Origin of the sequence: Acinetobacter sp. I-MWF (assembly GCF_025433935.1) — a bacterium.
Taxonomy (GTDB): domain Bacteria; phylum Pseudomonadota; class Gammaproteobacteria; order Pseudomonadales; family Moraxellaceae; genus Acinetobacter; species Acinetobacter guillouiae.
This window is the reverse complement of record NZ_JAMBAR010000001.1, coordinates 2,125,239-2,142,914: the sequence shown is the minus strand read 5'-3', so window position 1 is coordinate 2,142,914 and position 17,676 is coordinate 2,125,239. Positions and strand designations below refer to the sequence as shown.

General features: G+C 36.7%; 18 protein-coding genes. 10 read left to right on the top strand and 8 right to left on the bottom strand.

Annotation, left to right across the window (positions count from 1 at the left end; translation table 11 throughout):
• Positions 1–102: 102 nt before the first annotated feature.
• Positions 103–381: a hypothetical protein gene (locus M2R48_RS09930; RefSeq protein WP_004821354.1), complete on the bottom strand. Its 279-nt coding sequence runs from the start codon at positions 379–381 to the stop codon at positions 103–105.
• A gap of 148 nt (positions 382–529) precedes the next feature.
• On the bottom strand, positions 530–1,717 hold the full coding sequence (locus M2R48_RS09925) for a phosphoglycerate kinase (protein ID WP_004720679.1): 1,188 nt from the start codon (positions 1,715–1,717) through the stop codon (positions 530–532).
• 139 nt (positions 1,718–1,856) lie between these two features.
• Between M2R48_RS09925 and M2R48_RS09920 the strand changes: the two genes are divergently transcribed.
• Together M2R48_RS09920 and M2R48_RS09915 are read left to right on the top strand one after the other, a co-directional pair.
• Positions 1,857–2,240 (top strand): DUF2237 family protein, encoded by a 384-nt coding sequence (locus tag M2R48_RS09920; protein WP_004720680.1) that lies wholly within the window; start codon positions 1,857–1,859, stop codon positions 2,238–2,240.
• Positions 2,241–2,261: 21 nt separating this feature from the next.
• Positions 2,262–2,855, top strand: a complete 594-nt coding sequence (locus tag M2R48_RS09915) for a Maf family protein (protein ID WP_262087474.1) — start codon at positions 2,262–2,264, stop codon at positions 2,853–2,855.
• Positions 2,856–2,915: 60 nt separating this feature from the next.
• On the opposite strand, the gene M2R48_RS09910 is transcribed toward M2R48_RS09915, so the two are convergent.
• Positions 2,916–3,686 (bottom strand): PDZ domain-containing protein, encoded by a 771-nt coding sequence (locus M2R48_RS09910; RefSeq protein WP_262085995.1) that lies wholly within the window; start codon positions 3,684–3,686, stop codon positions 2,916–2,918.
• 143 nt (positions 3,687–3,829) lie between these two features.
• On the opposite strand from M2R48_RS09910, the gene M2R48_RS09905 reads away from it, so the two are divergent.
• The gene (locus tag M2R48_RS09905; protein ID WP_262085994.1) at positions 3,830–4,993 is read left to right on the top strand and encodes a cupin domain-containing protein; all 1,164 of its coding nucleotides are present in this window, start codon (positions 3,830–3,832) and stop codon (positions 4,991–4,993) included.
• 285 nt (positions 4,994–5,278) lie between these two features.
• Here the strand turns inward: M2R48_RS09905 and M2R48_RS09900 are convergent, their stop codons facing one another.
• Positions 5,279–5,734 (bottom strand): DUF6896 domain-containing protein, encoded by a 456-nt coding sequence (locus M2R48_RS09900; RefSeq protein ID WP_262085993.1) that lies wholly within the window; start codon positions 5,732–5,734, stop codon positions 5,279–5,281.
• A gap of 99 nt (positions 5,735–5,833) precedes the next feature.
• The gene (locus M2R48_RS09895) at positions 5,834–6,049 is read right to left on the bottom strand and encodes a hypothetical protein (protein WP_262085992.1); all 216 of its coding nucleotides are present in this window, start codon (positions 6,047–6,049) and stop codon (positions 5,834–5,836) included.
• Between the two features lie 186 nt (positions 6,050–6,235).
• Here M2R48_RS09895 and M2R48_RS09890 point away from each other — a divergent pair, with 186 nt between their 5' ends.
• From M2R48_RS09890 to M2R48_RS09880, 3 genes are all read left to right on the top strand, one after another.
• Positions 6,236–7,906, top strand: coding sequence for an FMN-binding glutamate synthase family protein (locus tag M2R48_RS09890; RefSeq protein ID WP_004821337.1), 1,671 nt, complete (start codon positions 6,236–6,238; stop codon positions 7,904–7,906).
• A 208-nt stretch (positions 7,907–8,114) separates the two neighbouring features.
• Positions 8,115–8,738, top strand: a complete 624-nt coding sequence (locus M2R48_RS09885; protein WP_166782533.1) for a hypothetical protein — start codon at positions 8,115–8,117, stop codon at positions 8,736–8,738.
• 12 nt (positions 8,739–8,750) lie between these two features.
• Positions 8,751–9,338: a hypothetical protein gene (locus M2R48_RS09880; protein ID WP_262085991.1), complete on the top strand. Its 588-nt coding sequence runs from the start codon at positions 8,751–8,753 to the stop codon at positions 9,336–9,338.
• Between the two features lie 56 nt (positions 9,339–9,394).
• Here the strand turns inward: M2R48_RS09880 and prpC are convergent, their stop codons facing one another.
• Both prpC and prpB read right to left on the bottom strand, forming a co-directional pair.
• Positions 9,395–10,531: a 2-methylcitrate synthase gene (gene prpC / locus M2R48_RS09875; protein ID WP_004821331.1), complete on the bottom strand. Its 1,137-nt coding sequence runs from the start codon at positions 10,529–10,531 to the stop codon at positions 9,395–9,397.
• A 4-nt stretch (positions 10,532–10,535) separates the two neighbouring features.
• On the bottom strand, positions 10,536–11,420 hold the full coding sequence (prpB, locus tag M2R48_RS09870; RefSeq protein WP_004720700.1) for a methylisocitrate lyase: 885 nt from the start codon (positions 11,418–11,420) through the stop codon (positions 10,536–10,538).
• 236 nt (positions 11,421–11,656) lie between these two features.
• Here prpB and M2R48_RS09865 point away from each other — a divergent pair, with 236 nt between their 5' ends.
• The 4 genes from M2R48_RS09865 (at position 11,657) to ppk1 (ending at position 16,237) form a co-directional block, all read left to right on the top strand.
• Positions 11,657–12,310: a TetR/AcrR family transcriptional regulator gene (locus M2R48_RS09865; protein WP_004720703.1), complete on the top strand. Its 654-nt coding sequence runs from the start codon at positions 11,657–11,659 to the stop codon at positions 12,308–12,310.
• A 128-nt stretch (positions 12,311–12,438) separates the two neighbouring features.
• On the top strand, positions 12,439–13,359 hold the full coding sequence (argF, locus tag M2R48_RS09860; protein ID WP_004720705.1) for an ornithine carbamoyltransferase: 921 nt from the start codon (positions 12,439–12,441) through the stop codon (positions 13,357–13,359).
• A gap of 95 nt (positions 13,360–13,454) precedes the next feature.
• The gene (locus M2R48_RS09855) at positions 13,455–13,925 is read left to right on the top strand and encodes a hypothetical protein (RefSeq protein WP_004720706.1); all 471 of its coding nucleotides are present in this window, start codon (positions 13,455–13,457) and stop codon (positions 13,923–13,925) included.
• A 206-nt stretch (positions 13,926–14,131) separates the two neighbouring features.
• On the top strand, positions 14,132–16,237 hold the full coding sequence (ppk1, locus tag M2R48_RS09850; protein WP_262085990.1) for a polyphosphate kinase 1: 2,106 nt from the start codon (positions 14,132–14,134) through the stop codon (positions 16,235–16,237).
• Between the two features lie 149 nt (positions 16,238–16,386).
• Here ppk1 and M2R48_RS09845 read toward each other — a convergent pair whose 3' ends face one another.
• Positions 16,387–17,616, bottom strand: coding sequence for a CaiB/BaiF CoA transferase family protein (locus tag M2R48_RS09845; protein WP_262085988.1), 1,230 nt, complete (start codon positions 17,614–17,616; stop codon positions 16,387–16,389).
• Between the last annotated feature and the right edge of the window lie 60 nt (positions 17,617–17,676).

Here is a 17,676-nt window from a genome sequence, read left to right as displayed (position 1 = left end):
TTCTACATGTTGCTTTATTTCAATTCAGCAACAATATTGACTATTTCATAAAAAATCCCCGCGTTTGCAGGGACTTTTAACAAATAACAACATTTAGAAAGATTATTGAGCTTTAGGTGCTTCTTCTTCAGTCGCTGGCGTAGCCGCATCTGCTGGAGCATTTGCTTTTTCAGCAGCTACATCTGTATTTTTTTCATCCAAAACAGGCTGATCAAGCGCATCAATCACAGCTTGTTGTTCTGCAGATGTGTTTGCTGATTCTGCTGAAGCGGCTTCAGAAGAAGATGTTTGTTCTGAGGCTGGTGCTTTTTCTTGTTTAGAACATGCAGTAAATGCCAAAGGAGCAATAAGAAGTGCTGCAAGTGTAAATTTAAATTTCATCACATTTCCCAGTGTTGGTGATTGGATTTGATCTATTTTATTGCAGTTATATTTCATTTTTATTACTTTACAATGAATCTCTCAGATAAAAAAGGCTGACACGAGGTCAGCCTTTCATATAAACGTCATAATTAAAATAATTTTTCAATTAAGCACGTTCAAGCAATACCGCTACAGCTGGAAGTGTTTTGCCTTCAACAAATTCAAGGAATGCACCACCACCAGTTGAAATATAACCAATTTTGTCTGCAACTTGGTATTTATCAATTGCCGCTAAAGTATCACCACCACCTGCAATAGAGAATCCTTCAGATTCCGCAATCGCTAAAGAAAGTGTTTTTGTACCTTCACCAAATTGATCCACTTCAAACACGCCAACTGGACCATTCCAAAGGATCGTTTTAGAAGTTTTTAAAATTTCTGCAAAAGCTTTTGCAGTTTCAGGACCGACATCTAAGATCATGTCATTGTCTGCAACATCTTCAACTTTTTTTACTGTTGCTTTAGCATTTGCCAATGAACCTAAGAAATCGGCAAAGTCGATTGCAGAGGCATCTGCCACAACAACATCTGTTGGAAGTGGAACTGATACTTTTGCCGCAATCGCTTTCGCTGTGTCAATCAAATCATGTTCACACAATGATTTACCGACATTGAAGCCAGCTGCGGCTAAGAATGTATTGGCAATACCACCACCAACAATCAATTGATCACAAATATCAGAAAGCGAAGTTAAAACATCAAGTTTAGTAGAAACTTTAGAACCAGCAACAATTGCAACCATTGGTTTTTCAGGTGTTTGCAACGCACGACCTAAAGCATCTAATTCAGCTGCAAGCAAAGGGCCCGCTGCTGCAACTTTTGCTAAGCGTGCTACGCCTTCAGTTGATGCTTCTGCACGATGCGCTGTACCAAATGCGTCCATCACAAATACATCACAAAGCGCTGCATATTTTGCTGAAAGTTCAGCATTATTTTTCTTTTCACCTACATTGAAACGACAGTTTTCAAGTAATACCACTTGCCCTGCTGCAACTTCAACACCATCTAAATAATCTGTAAATAATTTAACGTCTTGACCAAGTGCCTCAGTTAAATAAGCTGCTACAGGAGCTAATGATTGTTCCGCTTTTGGCTCACCTTCAACGGGACGACCAAGATGAGAATACACCATGACCGCAGCACCTTTCTCAAGTGCCAATTTAATTGTCGGTAATGCAGCACGTAAACGTGCATCACTTGTAATCACACCATTTTTAACAGGTACGTTTAAGTCTTCACGAATAAGTACACGCTTGCCTGCTAAATCGAGGTCAGTCATACGCTGAAAATTCATGTATAGCTCTCTTATAGATATTAAAAATCGCGTAGATTCTAAATGATTACACAAAAAAAGGTTAGATACTTTTGTAGAAAAGCTGTAGAAAAGTTGAGATTTGATTATTATAGGGCGAACTTTTAAATTCTATACGCTTATGTCTTTTCATCCCGATCCTAAAATCAATGGTTTAAATGTCTTAGGTGAACCTTTAGCAAGTTGTTGTTTTTCTCCAATCACAGGTTATTTTCGTAATGGTTTCTGCCATACAGCAACAACCGATCTCGGTCAGCACACTGTATGCGCTGAAATGACTTCAGAATTTTTAAATTTTTCACAAAAAGTGGGAAATGACCTAATTACACCGCTGCCAGAACACGGCTTTCCGGGACTACAACCTGGTGATTTTTGGTGTTTATGTGTGACGCGTTGGGTTGAGGCCTATCAAAACGATATGGCACCTCGTGTAAAACTACAAGCCTGTCATCAAGCTGTTTTGGCGTATGTTCCCTTAGATCTCTTGATGGAATATGCAGTATAACTAGGCATGAATTATTCAAAGATGAATCACCCTGAAATTATTTTGGCTTCATCCAGCCAAACCCGTAAAGATTTAATGAATCGTTTGCGCTTAGACTATCATTGTATCTCTCCTGAAATCGATGAATCACCACAGGGCGAGTCTCATGCCGATGACTTGGCTAAGCGCTTGGCTTTTGAAAAAGCCCAAGTCATTGCACAAGATCATCCAAATGCAATTGTGATTGGGTCAGATCAGGTGGCTTGGCGTGAACATGCACCACAAGATTTTATTGGTAAACCTCTATCTGTAGAAAAAGCCATTCAACAGCTACAAGCCAATTCAGGCAGAAATGTCTTTTTTAGTACAGCCTTAAGTGTGCAACATTTGGCTTCTGGTTTTGAACAAACCTTGGTCGAGCATTATCATGTGAAATTTCGTGACTTAACTTTGGCTGAAATTGAGCGTTATATCGAAATTGATCAACCTCTGCATTGTGCGGGTAGCTTTAAGTGTGAAAGTCTTGGTATTGGTTTATTTAAGCAAATGATTGGGCAAGACCAAACCACTTTGATGGGTATGCCAATGATTCAGTTATGTGGAATTTTAAGGAAGTTGGGAGTTCAACTGCCTTAGTTTGCTATGGATTTGAAGGTGAAAGTATTTTTGATATTTACCTTCATGTTCAATCTAATGTTAATTTATAGCAATTATTTTATTCATTTTTTGCCCTTTACGTAGAATCTGTAGGGTAATAAAACCGCTTTTCAAGCTATTTGAGGACTCAACAAAACTATTCACATTCATAATATCGTCATTACCTATTTTAATAATTATATCATTTTCTTGAATTTGGCCATCAGCTGGAGTATTTTTCTTTATAAACATTGCTTTTACCCCAGTTTGCAATCCATTATTTGACTTGTCAATATCTGACAAATTGACTGGATATATTCCCATTCTAGAATTAAAAAAAATTAAATAATTAACGTTATATTTGGTGGTACTAGAAGTTCTAGTAAAAGCTCCCATATAGGTCCCATCCATATTATCTTGATTTAAACTATTGTTAAAAACATTATTACTTTTATTGGAACCAGCCATACGAGGAATTGCGTGAACAGTTTTACTTTGAAATATACTTGAACCCTGATTTTCACTACTAAATAAAATTAGCTCTGCTCTTATCTTTTTAGCATTATCGCTCATTCGCTCTACAACTTTTTTATAATCATAGTCACCTGTATTTTCTTTAAAAACTTCAGACTTAATAGATATATAGCCCTCTTCTAATAATTCTTTAAAACTTTTATCAAAATCATCTGATTTTATTATTCTAATTTTTTTGCTATAAGTATATTTATTCTGCATTTTAAAGGCATTACTTACGTTTTGTTCTGCGTAACTAATGCTAAATACATTTACAATCAAACATAAAACTAGGCATAATCCTTTGATTTTTAACATTTTTTAAATTTATATAAAGTAATTTAAGATTGATTCATTATAATCTAAATTTAAAAATTATGGTTTAGAAATCAACTTGCACCCTTTTACTTAACATAAGACAATAGCCACATTATAGATTCAAATTTGCTTAGGCTATTTTCATGTCCCTACCTTTAGATGTTCTTGGCGGAATTACTGCTGAACAATTCCTCTCAGAATACTGGCAAAAAAAACCTTTATTGGTTCGTAATGCTTTACCTGAAATTGCCAATATCCTTGTTCCAGATGATGTCATGGAGCTTGCTCTGGATGAAAACATCACAGCACGCCTAATCAAACAAAAAGACAAAGATCCAAATCAATGGTCAGTAAAATCATCACCACTCATCAAAGGTGATTTTCAAAAAATGCCAAAGCTTTGGACCTTATTGATTCAAGCTGTAGATCATTATTCATTTGATTTAGCAGAACTTTGGAAGAAATTTCCTTTTATTCCACAGTGGCGTCGTGATGACATTATGGTCTCTTATGCTGCTAAAGGTGGTTCTGTAGGTCAGCATTTTGACTTTTATGATGTATTTCTTGTACAAGGTTATGGACACCGTCGTTGGCAACTTGGACAAATGTGTGATGCTGAATCTGAATTTGTTGAAGGGCAGCCGTTAAAGCTACTTCCAGAAATGGAGATCAATTTTGATGAAGTTTTAGCGCCAGGTGATTTACTTTATGTCCCACCAGGATTGTCACATTATGGTGTCGCAGAAGGCGATTGCCTAACCTACTCTTTTGGTTTCCGTATGCCGAATATTGCCGACATGATGGATCGTGTCAGCGATAAATTTGTCGAAGACCAACAACTACGTAATCCGCTTATCGACATCTTACGGAATAAACAAAACCCGATTGGGCAAGTAACACAAGCTGAACTCGATTATTTAAAAGCTGAATTGTTGGCGAAATTAAATAATTCTAAAGTGTTAGAAGATGCCATTATGAGTCTAATGGCTGAAGCAAAGTACCCTGAAAATATTCCAGATGCTGAAGCGATTGGCACTGGAGATTTAGAAGAAGTTCTTGAACAAGGCTATTTACTACAAATTGAGCCGGCTTCTCGATTAATTTATCTTGAACAGGATCATAAATTTTTATTCTGGGCAAATGGTGAATCGATTTGTATTTCTGAACAATTTGCACCCCATTTAAAGCAGATTGCAGATGGACAAAGTGTCAAACTCAATCATGAATTGTCTGATGATGAAATATTAGAAGACATTGCGGGATTGTTGAATGAGTCTATCTTGATGCTTGTTCCAACTGACGAATAAAATTCGCAATCTAACTCTAACAATTTAACGCTTAAATAAAACCTGAAAATTCAGGCTTTATTTCTATCAATTTACTTTCAACATAGTTTTAAGAAATAATTCCCTCATCCTTACTCAAGCTGATATTTGAGTGAGCTTGAGGACTTAACCGAAGCATTGAGTTTAAGTCACTTCAGTTCTGCTAAAGTATAAATTTTCATAGGTATTAGAAAAGTAAACACTTCATCCCACTAGAGATAAAGACTTTGCTGTGACTTTATTGTCCTTTTATCAGACTATTTTTTCTCATAGTTTTCGATAAACTCCGAAATCTATTGTCAATATTTTTTGTCGTTCAAGTTTTTCAAAAAAGTCTAAAGTACTACTAAAGGGATTAACGAAGCATTTTGTTAAGTGATTGAATTCAACTGTTGTCTTGAGAAAATTATAAAAGAAATATGGGTCAAGATTGCCAATACTTTCTTTGTTTCCAAGCGAAACTTCAAGAATTTGTCCTGTTATTAAATTCTCAAACATACAGTGTTCTCCATGCACAAAAAAAGACCAATCTTCCGATAGCGTTTTTTGTCCATTTAAAAAATCAGCATCTTGTATTTCGTAATAGTGTCCTGCGTTAATTTTTTCTTTTTCAGGTTGGTCTGTTTCTGTAATTAATTTATCAATAAGCACTTCAGCAATGGCTTTATAGTTGTCCATTGCTGTTAATAATTCCTGTTCTACATCAGAAGTAAGGTCGATCATATAATTACTGTCAAAATTTCAAAGCTAAATAATTAAAACTTATCAAATAAAGCCTGAAAATTCAGGCTTTATTTCTATCAATTTACTTTCAACATAGTTTTAAGAAATAATTCCCTCATCCTTACTCAAGCTGATATTTGAATGAGCTTGAGAATTTAACTGATGCTTTAATGTCTCGTTTTCCTGCTTTAGATTTTTTATTTTAAAAAACTGGAAGAACAGCCCGATATACGCAATAACAACGATCACAGAAACATAAATGGCTAAAAAACTGATACTGGGGTTTAACAATTTTGTCAGAAACTCTTCAAACATTTTCGATTCCTTTTTGTTTTCATCGAATATTGAATAAATATTTCAGTTAAATTAACTCAAATTGTTTAGAAAATAAATCATTCAATTATTAATCTAGAACCATTCTCAAGTCTAACAAATCATTACTTGAGCTTTTTCATCAATTTGGGCAATTTAGCGCTATATAAAGAATGAGATATTTACTTCATGGCAAGTCCTGCTCAAGCAATTCGACATCAACTTCTCAATACTTTTTTCTCCCGTTATTCCGTTTGGTTCCTTTGTATATTTGTATCTTTATATTTGACTTGGATTATTTTCTTTAACGAAGGTCATTATATTTATTACTTTTTTTCAGATACTGTACTGAATTTAGCTTGGATTATTTCATCCATACTGGCCGCAATTGGCTTTGCCGATATCATCCAAACACAGCATTCTATTTTAAGAAATTACCCTTTAATGGGACATTTCCGATTTTTCTTTGAAGATATCCGTCCTGAAATTCGTCAATATTTCATTGAATCTGATGATGATGCCTTACCTTTTTCACGTGCACAAAGAAGCTTAGTTTATCAACGTGCTAAAAATGAAAATGCAGATAAGCCTTTTGGTTCTATTATTGATGTCTATCAAGATGACTATCGTTTTTTAACCCATTCGATGACACCCAAAACACCTGCTGATTTTAATACATTTAGAATTAGTATTGGTAATGATCAGTGCTCACAACCTTATAGCGCTTCGATCATGAATATCTCAGCAATGAGTTTTGGTAGTTTGAGTGCAAATGCCATTCTTGCTTTAAATACTGGTGCAAAAAAAGGCAACTTTTATCATGACACAGGTGAAGGCAGCTTAAGTCCTTATCACCTGGAACCGGGTGGTGATATTGTTTGGGAAATTGCCAGTGGCTATTTTGGTTGCCGTACTTTAGATGGTAAGTTTGATCCTGAAAAATTTAAGCAACAAGCGGCTTTGCCTCAGATCAAAATGATCGAAATCAAACTATCACAAGGGGCAAAACCAGGGCACGGCGGTATTCTTCCTAAAGATAAAATCACCAAAGAAATTGCCGAAATACGCGGGGTTTCTATGGACGTGGATTGTATTTCTCCAGCAACCCATTCTGCTTTTAGCAACCCTATTGAAATGATGCATTTTATTCAGCAATTACGTGAGCTATCCAACGGTAAACCGGTTGGTTTTAAATTGTGTATCGGGCAACCTTGGCAATTTATGAGCATTGTAAAAGCCATGCTGCTGACCAAAATCACCCCAGATTTTATTGTAGTTGATGGTTCAGAGGGCGGTACAGGTGCTGCCCCTATTGAACTGATTGATCATATGGGTACGCCTTTACGTGAAGGCCTGCTATTTGTAAACAATACCTTAATTGGCGCAGGTTTACGTTCGCAAATCAAGATTGGTGCAAGTGGTAAAATTATCAGTGCCTTTGATATTGCCAGTACGATGGCTATGGGTGCCGACTGGGTCAATTCTGCACGTGGCTTTATGTTTGCGGTGGGTTGTATCCAAGCACAAAGTTGTCATACCAACCAATGTCCTGTTGGCGTTGCAACGCAGAACAAAGAACGTCAAAAAGCACTTGATGTGCCATCTAAAGCAGACCGTGTGTTTAGTTTCCAAAAAAACACCTTAAAAGCGCTTGCGGAAATGATTGCTGCAGCTGGCTTACAACATCCTGCTGAGATTAAAGCACATCATTTGGCACAACGAATCAATGACCGTGAAATCAAAAACTATGCTCAATTGCACTTTTGGATGAAAGACGGCGAATTGCTCAGTTGTGAAAATAAAGATGAAGAAAACTTCTATTTTAGAATGTGGAACTTAGCAACTGCTGAACATTTCTAATTATTTGCAAGCGAAATTTCATTAAGGAGATCATCATGATCTCCTTTTTTATATCTAGCATTTATATAGTTAAAAGAAGCCTAATCTTCTGTTTTTGATTCTTCCGCATTTTTTAAGTTTATATTGGCTTTTATTTTTACTCAAACACCATTTTAATCTAAACAATATTTAAGCAAGATATCTTAAAACACATCAAGAATATTTGCGGATGAAATTTCTAAAACACATAACCACCACCACTATCCTTACAACGTCATTACATTGTTATGCAACTGTCGGTGGTGGACAAACAATAGAAGTATTGGGTTATGAAGCAAAACAACAAAAACTTTATCTGTTACGACACTATGAAGATGAGCGTGGGCGCTTGCCACAGTTATACTATTATCAGCTCAATAGTAAAACACCTGACAAGTTGATTGAAGTACAATCGTTATATATTAATCCCAAAACGCATCAAATTGACTATGATCAAGATGCTATCCAGTTTGAAAAAGACCTAAATAAAATTAAAAAGCGTTTAACACCGTTACTTATAGGAAATGCCAATACAGCAAAAATTCAAGTGGTGCAAAGTCAAACTCATTACGTCCCTGCTTGGCATGATCAATCCCAAAAGATTCCTCAATATAAAACCATATACAAAGTTACAACAGCTTCTTTAAAAAGCAAAAACCAACAAGCTATACAGTATGCTAAAACAATAAAAATCACTCAGAACTATGTCGTGCCAAATCAGAATAAGCTGCTGATTGTGGTTAAATATTTCGGCATTCCAGAAGAAACAGGCTATGATGTTGAAGATGCTGTTTTGCTCTTACCAATACAATAATGAGGATAAATCGTGTTAAAAATAATCACATCAACGCTCTTATTCAGTTTTAGCGCTCTCGCTTTTGCAAAAAGTTATAGCAATATTTCACTTGAAGTCCTCGGCTATGATTCAGATAAAAAAGCGGTTTTAATTCTTGAAAATTCAGCAAGCTATGACATTCCAAGAGTTTATCGCTATTCACTGAGTGAAAAACGCTATGATCTGCTCAAATACGATGAAAATTTTACAGGTATTACAGATCAACAAACCTTTCAGCAAAAACTTTCAAGCATAAAGACTCAGCTTAAACCGCTTAAAAAGATCGTGCTTCAAGACTTTAACGTTAATCTACTCGAACAAAGACCATCTGATACTGAAAGCTCTGACTCATTTAAAACAATTTATGCCTCGATATTTACAATATCCAGTCCGCAATATCAAAGTCTTCAACAGAATTTAACCAGTTACAGTCCAGAAATTAAACTTAAACAGGCTTTTGAACTGCCAAAAAACAAAGGGGTGCTGATTACTTTTGAATCACTCAGCTTACCTTTTGATGAAGGATATAGCCGTGAAGAAGCTATTGTTTTATTTCCTACAGGTCAGCTTCCTAAATAAATAAAGCCTCTTAAGAGGCTTTATTTTTACTGCTTTTATCAATCTTGATCAATTCATTACGCCGCAGAGCGCTCAGTGATTGGTACAACTTTGCGGAGTTCTGGACCAGTATAATCCGCGCTTGGACGAATAATACGATTGTCAGCACGTTGTTCCATTACATGCGCTGCCCAACCAGTAACACGAGACATCACAAAGATTGGTGTGAATAATTTTGTTGCAATATCCATGAAATGATATGCAGATGCATGGAAGAAATCCGCATTACAGAACAACTTCTTCTCACGCCACATCACTTCTTCACAACGTACTGATACTGGGTAAAGCACTGTATCACCAACATCTTTTGCTAAACGCTCAGCCCAAATTTTGATGATGCCATTACGCGGGTCATTGTCTTTATAGATCGCATGACCAAAGCCCATGATCTTTTCTTTACGTTCAAGTTTACCCAGCATTTCACGTTCGGCTTGTTCTGGAGATGTCCAGTTTTCAATCATTTCCATCGCAGCTTCATTTGCGCCACCATGCAAAGGTCCACGTAGTGAACCAATTGCGCCAGTAATACACGAGTGCATATCAGACAATGTTGAAGCGCATACACGTGCAGTAAATGTTGACGCGTTAAACTCATGCTCAGCATAAAGAATTAATGAAACATTCATTACTTGTTCATGTAATTCATTTGGCTTTTCGCCACGTAGTAAATGCAAGAATTGTGCACCGATTGAATCGTCATCGGTATTTTCTTCAATACGTACACCATCATGACTAAAACGGTACCAATAACAAATGATCGCTGGCAAAGTTGCAAGAATACGATCTGCCACATCTTGCTGTTGATCAAATGATTTTTCAGTTTCCAGATTTCCTAACATTGAAACCCCTGTACGCATCACATCCATTGGATGTGAATCAGCAGGAATACGTTCCAACACTTCTTTTAAAGCTTGCGGTAACTGGCGAAGTGATTTTAATTTGGCTTTATATGTCGCCAACTGTTCTGCTGTAGGCAATTCACCAAAGAAAATAAGGTATGCAACTTCTTCAAATTGGCAATTTTCCGCAAGGTCTTGCACATCATAACCACGATAAGTTAAGCCTGCGCCACTCTTACCTACTGTAGAAAGTGCTGTTTTACCTGCAACTTGACCGCGCAATCCAGCGCCTGTAAGTACTTTTCCTTCAGCCATTTTATTATTTCTCCTGCGTGAACAGTTTGTCTAGGGTGTTTTCGAAAGTGTGATAATCAAGGAATTCGTAAAGTTCTTTTCGTTGTTGCATGCTATCCAGTACATTAACTTGTGTACCATTTTCACGAATTGAACGAAAAACTTCGAGGGCTGCTTTTTGCATTGCACGTGTTGCAGACAATGGATATAGCACCATGCTGATGCCCTGTTCAGCTAACTCTTGGGTGGTATAATAAGGTGTATCACCAAACTCTGTAATATTTGCAAGAACTGGAACACCTACTGCATCACAGACTGTTTTATACATGGTAATGTCAGTCATTGCTTCAGCAAAGATCGCATCTGCGCCAGCTTCGACACATGCACAGGCACGATCAATCACGGCTTGCAAACCTTCTTTTTGCAATGCATCTGTACGTGCCATCACAACAAAGTTCGAATCTGTTTTTGCATCAACTGCTGCTTTAATGCGATCAACCATTTCTTGTTGAGAAACAATTTCTTTATTTGGACGATGACCACAACGTTTTTGTGCAACTTGATCCTCAATATGGACAGCTGCCGCACCCGCACTAATCATTTGTTTAATTGTACGTGCAATATTAAATGCACCACCCCAACCTGTATCGATATCAACAAGTAATGGTGTATCTACACGTTCTGTAATACGACGAACATCTTCCAATACGTTGTCTAAGCTGGTCATCCCTAAATCAGGTAAACCATAAGAATAGTTTGCCACACCAGCACCTGAAAGATAGATGGCTTTATAACCCACCTGTTTCGCCATCATCGCTGCATAAGCGTTGACTGTACCAATGATTTGTAATGGTTTTTCCACTTCTAGAGCTTGTCTAAATCTTAAGCCTGCAGACGTCTGTTGTGTCATATTCCCTTCCACAGTGGTCACTTGTTTATTGAGTTTTGAGTATAGCCATAATTTATATTTCGCATATGACCATTTAGGTATATTACTCTAAAACTTTAGTCAAAGAAAAATGAATTTTGATTCATTTTTTCATTTTTATGCACTTTTTTTAATCATTTTTTCCAATAGCACGTTTGCTAAGAAATTTATTGACATCTTTGATATAATAGTGACAACCCATTTTTCCTCAGTAATTTATGAACGAAGATTTAGCACAAGTTGAAGCTACAGGATGTGATTTTCCACAAACTAAACGTGGGCATGAACGTCGCTTGGCATTACTGATTAGTGCAAACGATCTTTTTTTAGAGCACGGTTATGATGCGGTATCTTTAGATGACATCGTGAATCATGCAGGCGGATCAAAAGCCTCGATTTACAAATATTTTGGTAGTAAAGAAGGTCTATTTACAGCGATCTGTGACTATCGTCGTGATTTATTCTTTAAAGATATCTGCATTCCATTTAACCCCGCGTTGAATGAGCTCAGAGCATATTTGATCAATACCTTGATTAACTTTTATAAGCATATGATCATTCCTGAAAATATTGCTTTTATACGTTTGGTCTTAGAACGTTCACAAAAAGACCCACAATTGGCCGTCTATATTCATGAAAAAGGACCAAAGCAAGTACAACACTCTATTGCATGTGCCTTGGAACGTTGTGTAGAAAATCAAATATTAACCTGTGCAAATCCTTTATTTTCAGCACAATTTTATTTTGGAATTCTTAGAAATTTGGAATGGCGAATTTTAATGGGGATTGAAATCAAAGAATCTGATCAAGAAATATTCAATTGCGTAAGTTATTGTGTAGATCGCTTCTTAGAGGGCCATCAAAAGGTCTAATTTTTTTGCGTTTTCATATTCATATAGTATATTAGCTGATTCTCCTTTTTATTTTCATCAACCACCAACAATGAATTGTTGGTCAATTTCCCTATTGGTTTTGACTAAACAATTATTGTGGAGTAACCATGGCTCTACGACATTTTCTTACTTTACGTGATTTATCCACTGCTGAACTTAACCGTATCATTGAACGTGCTCAAGAGTTAAAGCGAAAACAACACAACAACGAAGTATTTCAACCCTTTGTTGGAAAAGTCATGGGGATGATTTTTGAAAAGTCGAGTACCCGTACTCGTGTATCTTTCGAAGCTGGTATGAGCCAATTTGGAGGCAGTGCAATTTTCCTTTCATCACGCGACACTCAATTGGGTCGTGGTGAGCCAATTGAAGATTCTGCACGTGTGATATCGAGCATGCTTGATATCGTGATGATTCGTACATTTGGTCATGATATTGTTGAACGTTTTGCTGAATATTCAACAGTCCCTGTTATCAATGCGTTAACTGACGACCATCACCCTTGCCAGCTACTTGCGGATGTACAAACATTTGTTGAACATCGTGGTTCGATCAATGGCAAAACTGTGGCTTGGATTGGCGATGGCAACAATATGTGTAATTCATATATTGAAGCTGCGCATATGTGGGGCTTTAAGTTAAAAATCGCGTCACCAAAAGGTTATGAACCAAAACCTGAATTTCTTTCAGAATTTGCACATTGCGTAGAACTTTTTGAATCAGCAGAAGATGCAGCGGTCAATGCAGATCTGATCGTGACAGATGTTTGGGCAAGTATGGGCCAAGAAGAAGAACAAAAAATTCGTGAAAAAGCGTTTGCTGCGTATCAAGTGAATGAAAAATTAATGGATTTAGCACATCCAGATTGTCTATTTATGCATTGCCTACCTGCACATCGCGGTGAAGAAGTTTCTGAAAATATGCTGGATCACAAAAACGCTGTGGTTTGGGATGAAGCAGAAAATCGCCTACACGCACAAAAAGCCTTGGTTGAATTTTTAATCAATGAAAATTTAAACAAAGACTAATTTGTTTTGTTTTAAGATAAATAAGCACCAACTATGGTGCTTATTTTTTGTTTCAGTATAATAAAATCCATATTTTTAATATGTGTATAATTCAAATGAAATTTAAAATAATTCCTTTATTCGCAATGTCAATGTACATGCTCATTTCTCAAAGTAGTTATGCAACTGAATTAGATGATTATTTGATTCAAAAGAATTTGATTGGACAGGATTATAAAATTATAGATCAACAAAATTTAGATGATGTTTTAACTGCGTTAAGTGAAGAAGACTCTCGCGTGCTGCCTGTACAAGTCGACCAAAACACAGTGATTGAGAAAATTCATATGTATCATGATCATGTTGATTTGCAAGGTTTAATTACATCTAAAGATTTTAATCAGTTCTCAAATAGCATGGGTAAAGAAAAAACTCAGCAACTTTTGATGGAAGGAATGCTTGAAAATTGTCATTTACTTTTTGAAAATGAATTCCAACGTCAAAATCCTTATTATGTAAAAATAAAACTGATGTCTGAACAGAAAGCATATGAGCTAAAACTCAAAAATGAGCAATGCAAATTTTAATTTGTAATAATATTGTCTTGGTGCATTGTATCAATTCGCATTTTGTCTAAACAGATTTTATTTTTCTAGCTGATCAGACGATTAAAAAAAATTAATATTTTTTAATCGTTTAAGATTAAGACAATTTTTAACATTTTAGCTATCTGTAACAATTTTGTCATGTAGAATACTTACTATGCCCTTCAAGGTCGTTAAGACAGTTTCAAATGACGCAGATCATGCCCGCTTCAAAAAGTTTAACCACGCCTGAATTTCAACATAGCTCTAGCAGCTATATTAATCGTGAAATTTCCTTACTGGAATTTCATAAACGTGTGTTAGCCCAAGCTAAAGATGAAACTCATCCTTTGCTTGAACGGTTGAATTTTCTCATTATTTTTTCACGTAATTTAGATGAGTTTTTTGAAATTCGTGTCGCTGGATTAATGAAACAACTGGACTTCAAAACCATTACCACAGCGCCAGATGGTATTCCAAACGAAGTCATTCTTGAGCAAATTTCACATAACGCACATCTTGCGATTCAAGAGCAATACGACACCTTAAACCATGTGTTATTGCCTGAGTTAGAAAATTATGGCGTCAAATTCATCCAATATAATGATATTTTAGAAAAACACGCGGAATGGATTAAAAATTACTTTTTTAAACAAGTACAACCTGTTGTAACACCAATTAGCTTAGATCCTGCTCATCCTTTCCCTCGCTTGGTCAATAAAAGCTTAAACTTTATTGTCACCTTAGAAGGAAAAGATGCTTTTGGTCGTCAGATTGAATTGGCCATTGTACCCGCACCTCGTTCCTTACCGCGTGTTGTACGCTTACCAAACGAGCTCACAGACGGCGCAGAACATTACATTTTATTGTCAGCCATTATCCAACAGCATATCAGTGATTTATTCCCCGGCATGACGGCAACAGGATGCTATCAATTTCGTGTCACCCGTAATGCTGACTTAACTTTGGCAGAAGATGTCGATGATTTGGCAGTGGCATTGAAAGATGAATTATCTTCACGTCGTTTTGGTCGTGCAGTTCGTTTAGAAATCGCAGATAATTGCCCAAATTCAATTAATAATTATTTACTAGAACAATTTGATTTAGATCCACAACATCTTTATCAAGTGAATGGTCCTGTCAATTTAACACGTCTGATTACTGATTTTGATATTCCAGAATTAAGGTTTAAACCTTATCAAGCCGTTATTCCCAAAGCCTTAAGAAATTCAAATAAAATATTTGAAATATTAAGCAAGCAAGATTTGCTATTACATCATCCATTTGATTCTTTCCAGCCCGTTATCAATCTACTCAAAGAAGCGGCAAAAGACCCCAATGTTTTAGCAATTAAACAAACCTTATATCGTAGTGGCCCAGACTCAGAAATTGTACAAGTGCTGGCAGAAGCTGCTCGCAATGGGAAAGAAGTTACAGCGATTATCGAGTTACGTGCGCGTTTTGATGAAGAATCCAATATTATCGTCGCAAATCTTCTACAAGAAGCTGGCGCAGTTGTGGTGTATGGTATTGTCGGTTATAAAACCCATGCCAAAATGATTTTAATTGTGCGACGTGAAGTCGACAAACTTAAACGTTATGTACACCTTGGCACAGGCAACTACCATGCTGGAAATGCACGGATGTATACCGACTATGGTTTACTGACTACAAATGATGAAATTTGTGAAGATGTACATAAAATCTTCCAAGAGCTAACAGGTATGGGTAAATTGTTAAAGTTAAAAAAACTCTTTCATGCTCCCTTCACCTTACACTCTCAGCTGTTACATTTGATTGAGCAAGAAACAGCACATGCAAAAGCGGGTAAAAAAGCCCGTATCATCATTAAAGTCAATGCATTGACTGAACCTAAGCTGATTACAGCTTTGTATAAAGCATCTCAAGCTGGGGTTAAAATAGAGCTGATTATTCGTTCGATTTGTTGTTTAAGACCACAAATTGAAGGACTTTCTGAAAATATTAGAGTTCGTTCTATTGTCGGGCGCTTTCTAGAACATACTCGTGTTTATTATTTTTATAATAATGCCAATGAGGACTTATACTGCGCAAGTGCTGACTGGATGGGTCGAAACTTATTTTCTCGGGTCGAAACTTGCTTTCCAATTGAAGATAAAAAGCTTAAAAAACAGATTATTGAATATGGGCTACTCAGTTATTTAAAGGACAATATTCGTGCTTGGGAACTCGATGCCAATGATCAATGGCATGCAGTTCAACCTAAAGATGATGAAAAACCTTATATTGCCCAACAGGTGTTGATGCAACAACGGATTATTCCCACTACAGCGTAATTCTTCCATATTGTTATTATCATTAATTCAGAACAGCCCTCCTTAAAAAGGAGGGTTTGAATGATTAATGCGGCATTGCAGCACCCCAATCAAGGTATCACTTTGATTGGTCCTATGCGTTGATTTCAATATTCTTTAAAATCAGCCGACTATAAGCCAATACCCTCAATAACACCTTGTTGCTTTAACTGTAACAATTCATCATCTGAACAAAATTCTTCTAAAATCGCTTTGGTATGTTCTCCTAAGCGTGGCGGTGCATTACGATATTCAACAGGTGTTCCTGTCATTTTAATCGGTGAACCAATCACATTAAAATCAGGATTATCTGTATGTGGAATATTGACCACCATTTTACGATATTGAATTTGGGGTTCATCTAAAGCATCTGCAACTGAATTAATCACGCCAACAGGTACTTTCATCGCATGAATTGCATCGACCCAATGCTTCGCGGTATTTGATAAAAAATATTCAGACAACAAAGCAACCAATTCTTGACGATATTTCACCCGATCTTGATTACGGAGATAGTTTGGTTGATCTAACAATTCAGGTTTTCCAATCGCAATACATAAATCTTTAAATTGTTTATCATTGCCACAGGCCAGAATAAACTCCTTATCTTGCGCTTTAAAAGTCTGATAAGGCACAATATTGGGATGATGATTACCCATTCGTTGAGGTGCGATACCTGAACTTAAATAGTTCATACCTTGGTTGGCGAGTCCAGCAACCTGTACATCCAACAAAGACATATCAATATATTGTCCAACACCTGTTTGCTGACGAGAAATCAGTGCCGCCTGAATCGCAATTGTTGCATATAGCCCAGTCTGAATATCAACCACCGCCACACCAACTTTTTGTGCGCTTGCCCCTAACTCACCTTCTTTCTCGCCAGTAATACTCATCAAGCCAGACATACCTTGAATGATAAAGTCATAACCCGGTTCTTCTGCACGCGGCCCATCTTGACCAAAACCAGTGATAGAGCAATAGATCAATTTTGGATTAATATGCTTGAGGGTTTCATAATCCAATCCATATTTTTTCAATGCACCTGCTTTAAAGTTTTCAATCACAATATCTGCGGTTTTCACCATGTGTTGTAGTAATCGCTGTCCATCCTGCGTTGCCATATCAATTGCCACGGAGGATTTATTGCGATTCGCAGATTGATAGTATCCAGATTCTCGTGTCGCTTTACCCTGTTGATCAAGCATCCAAGGCGGGCCCCACATACGGGTATCATCACCAACTTTAGGGCGTTCAATCTTAATCACTTCGGCGCCTAAATCTGCGAGAACTTGCCCACACCACGGACCGGCAAGTACTCGACTCAGATCTAAAACTCGAATTCCTTGTAATGCACCCATATGTTTACCTCTATGTCAGGAGTAAGTGAATACCCCTCAATTTTACGATTTACTAAATCT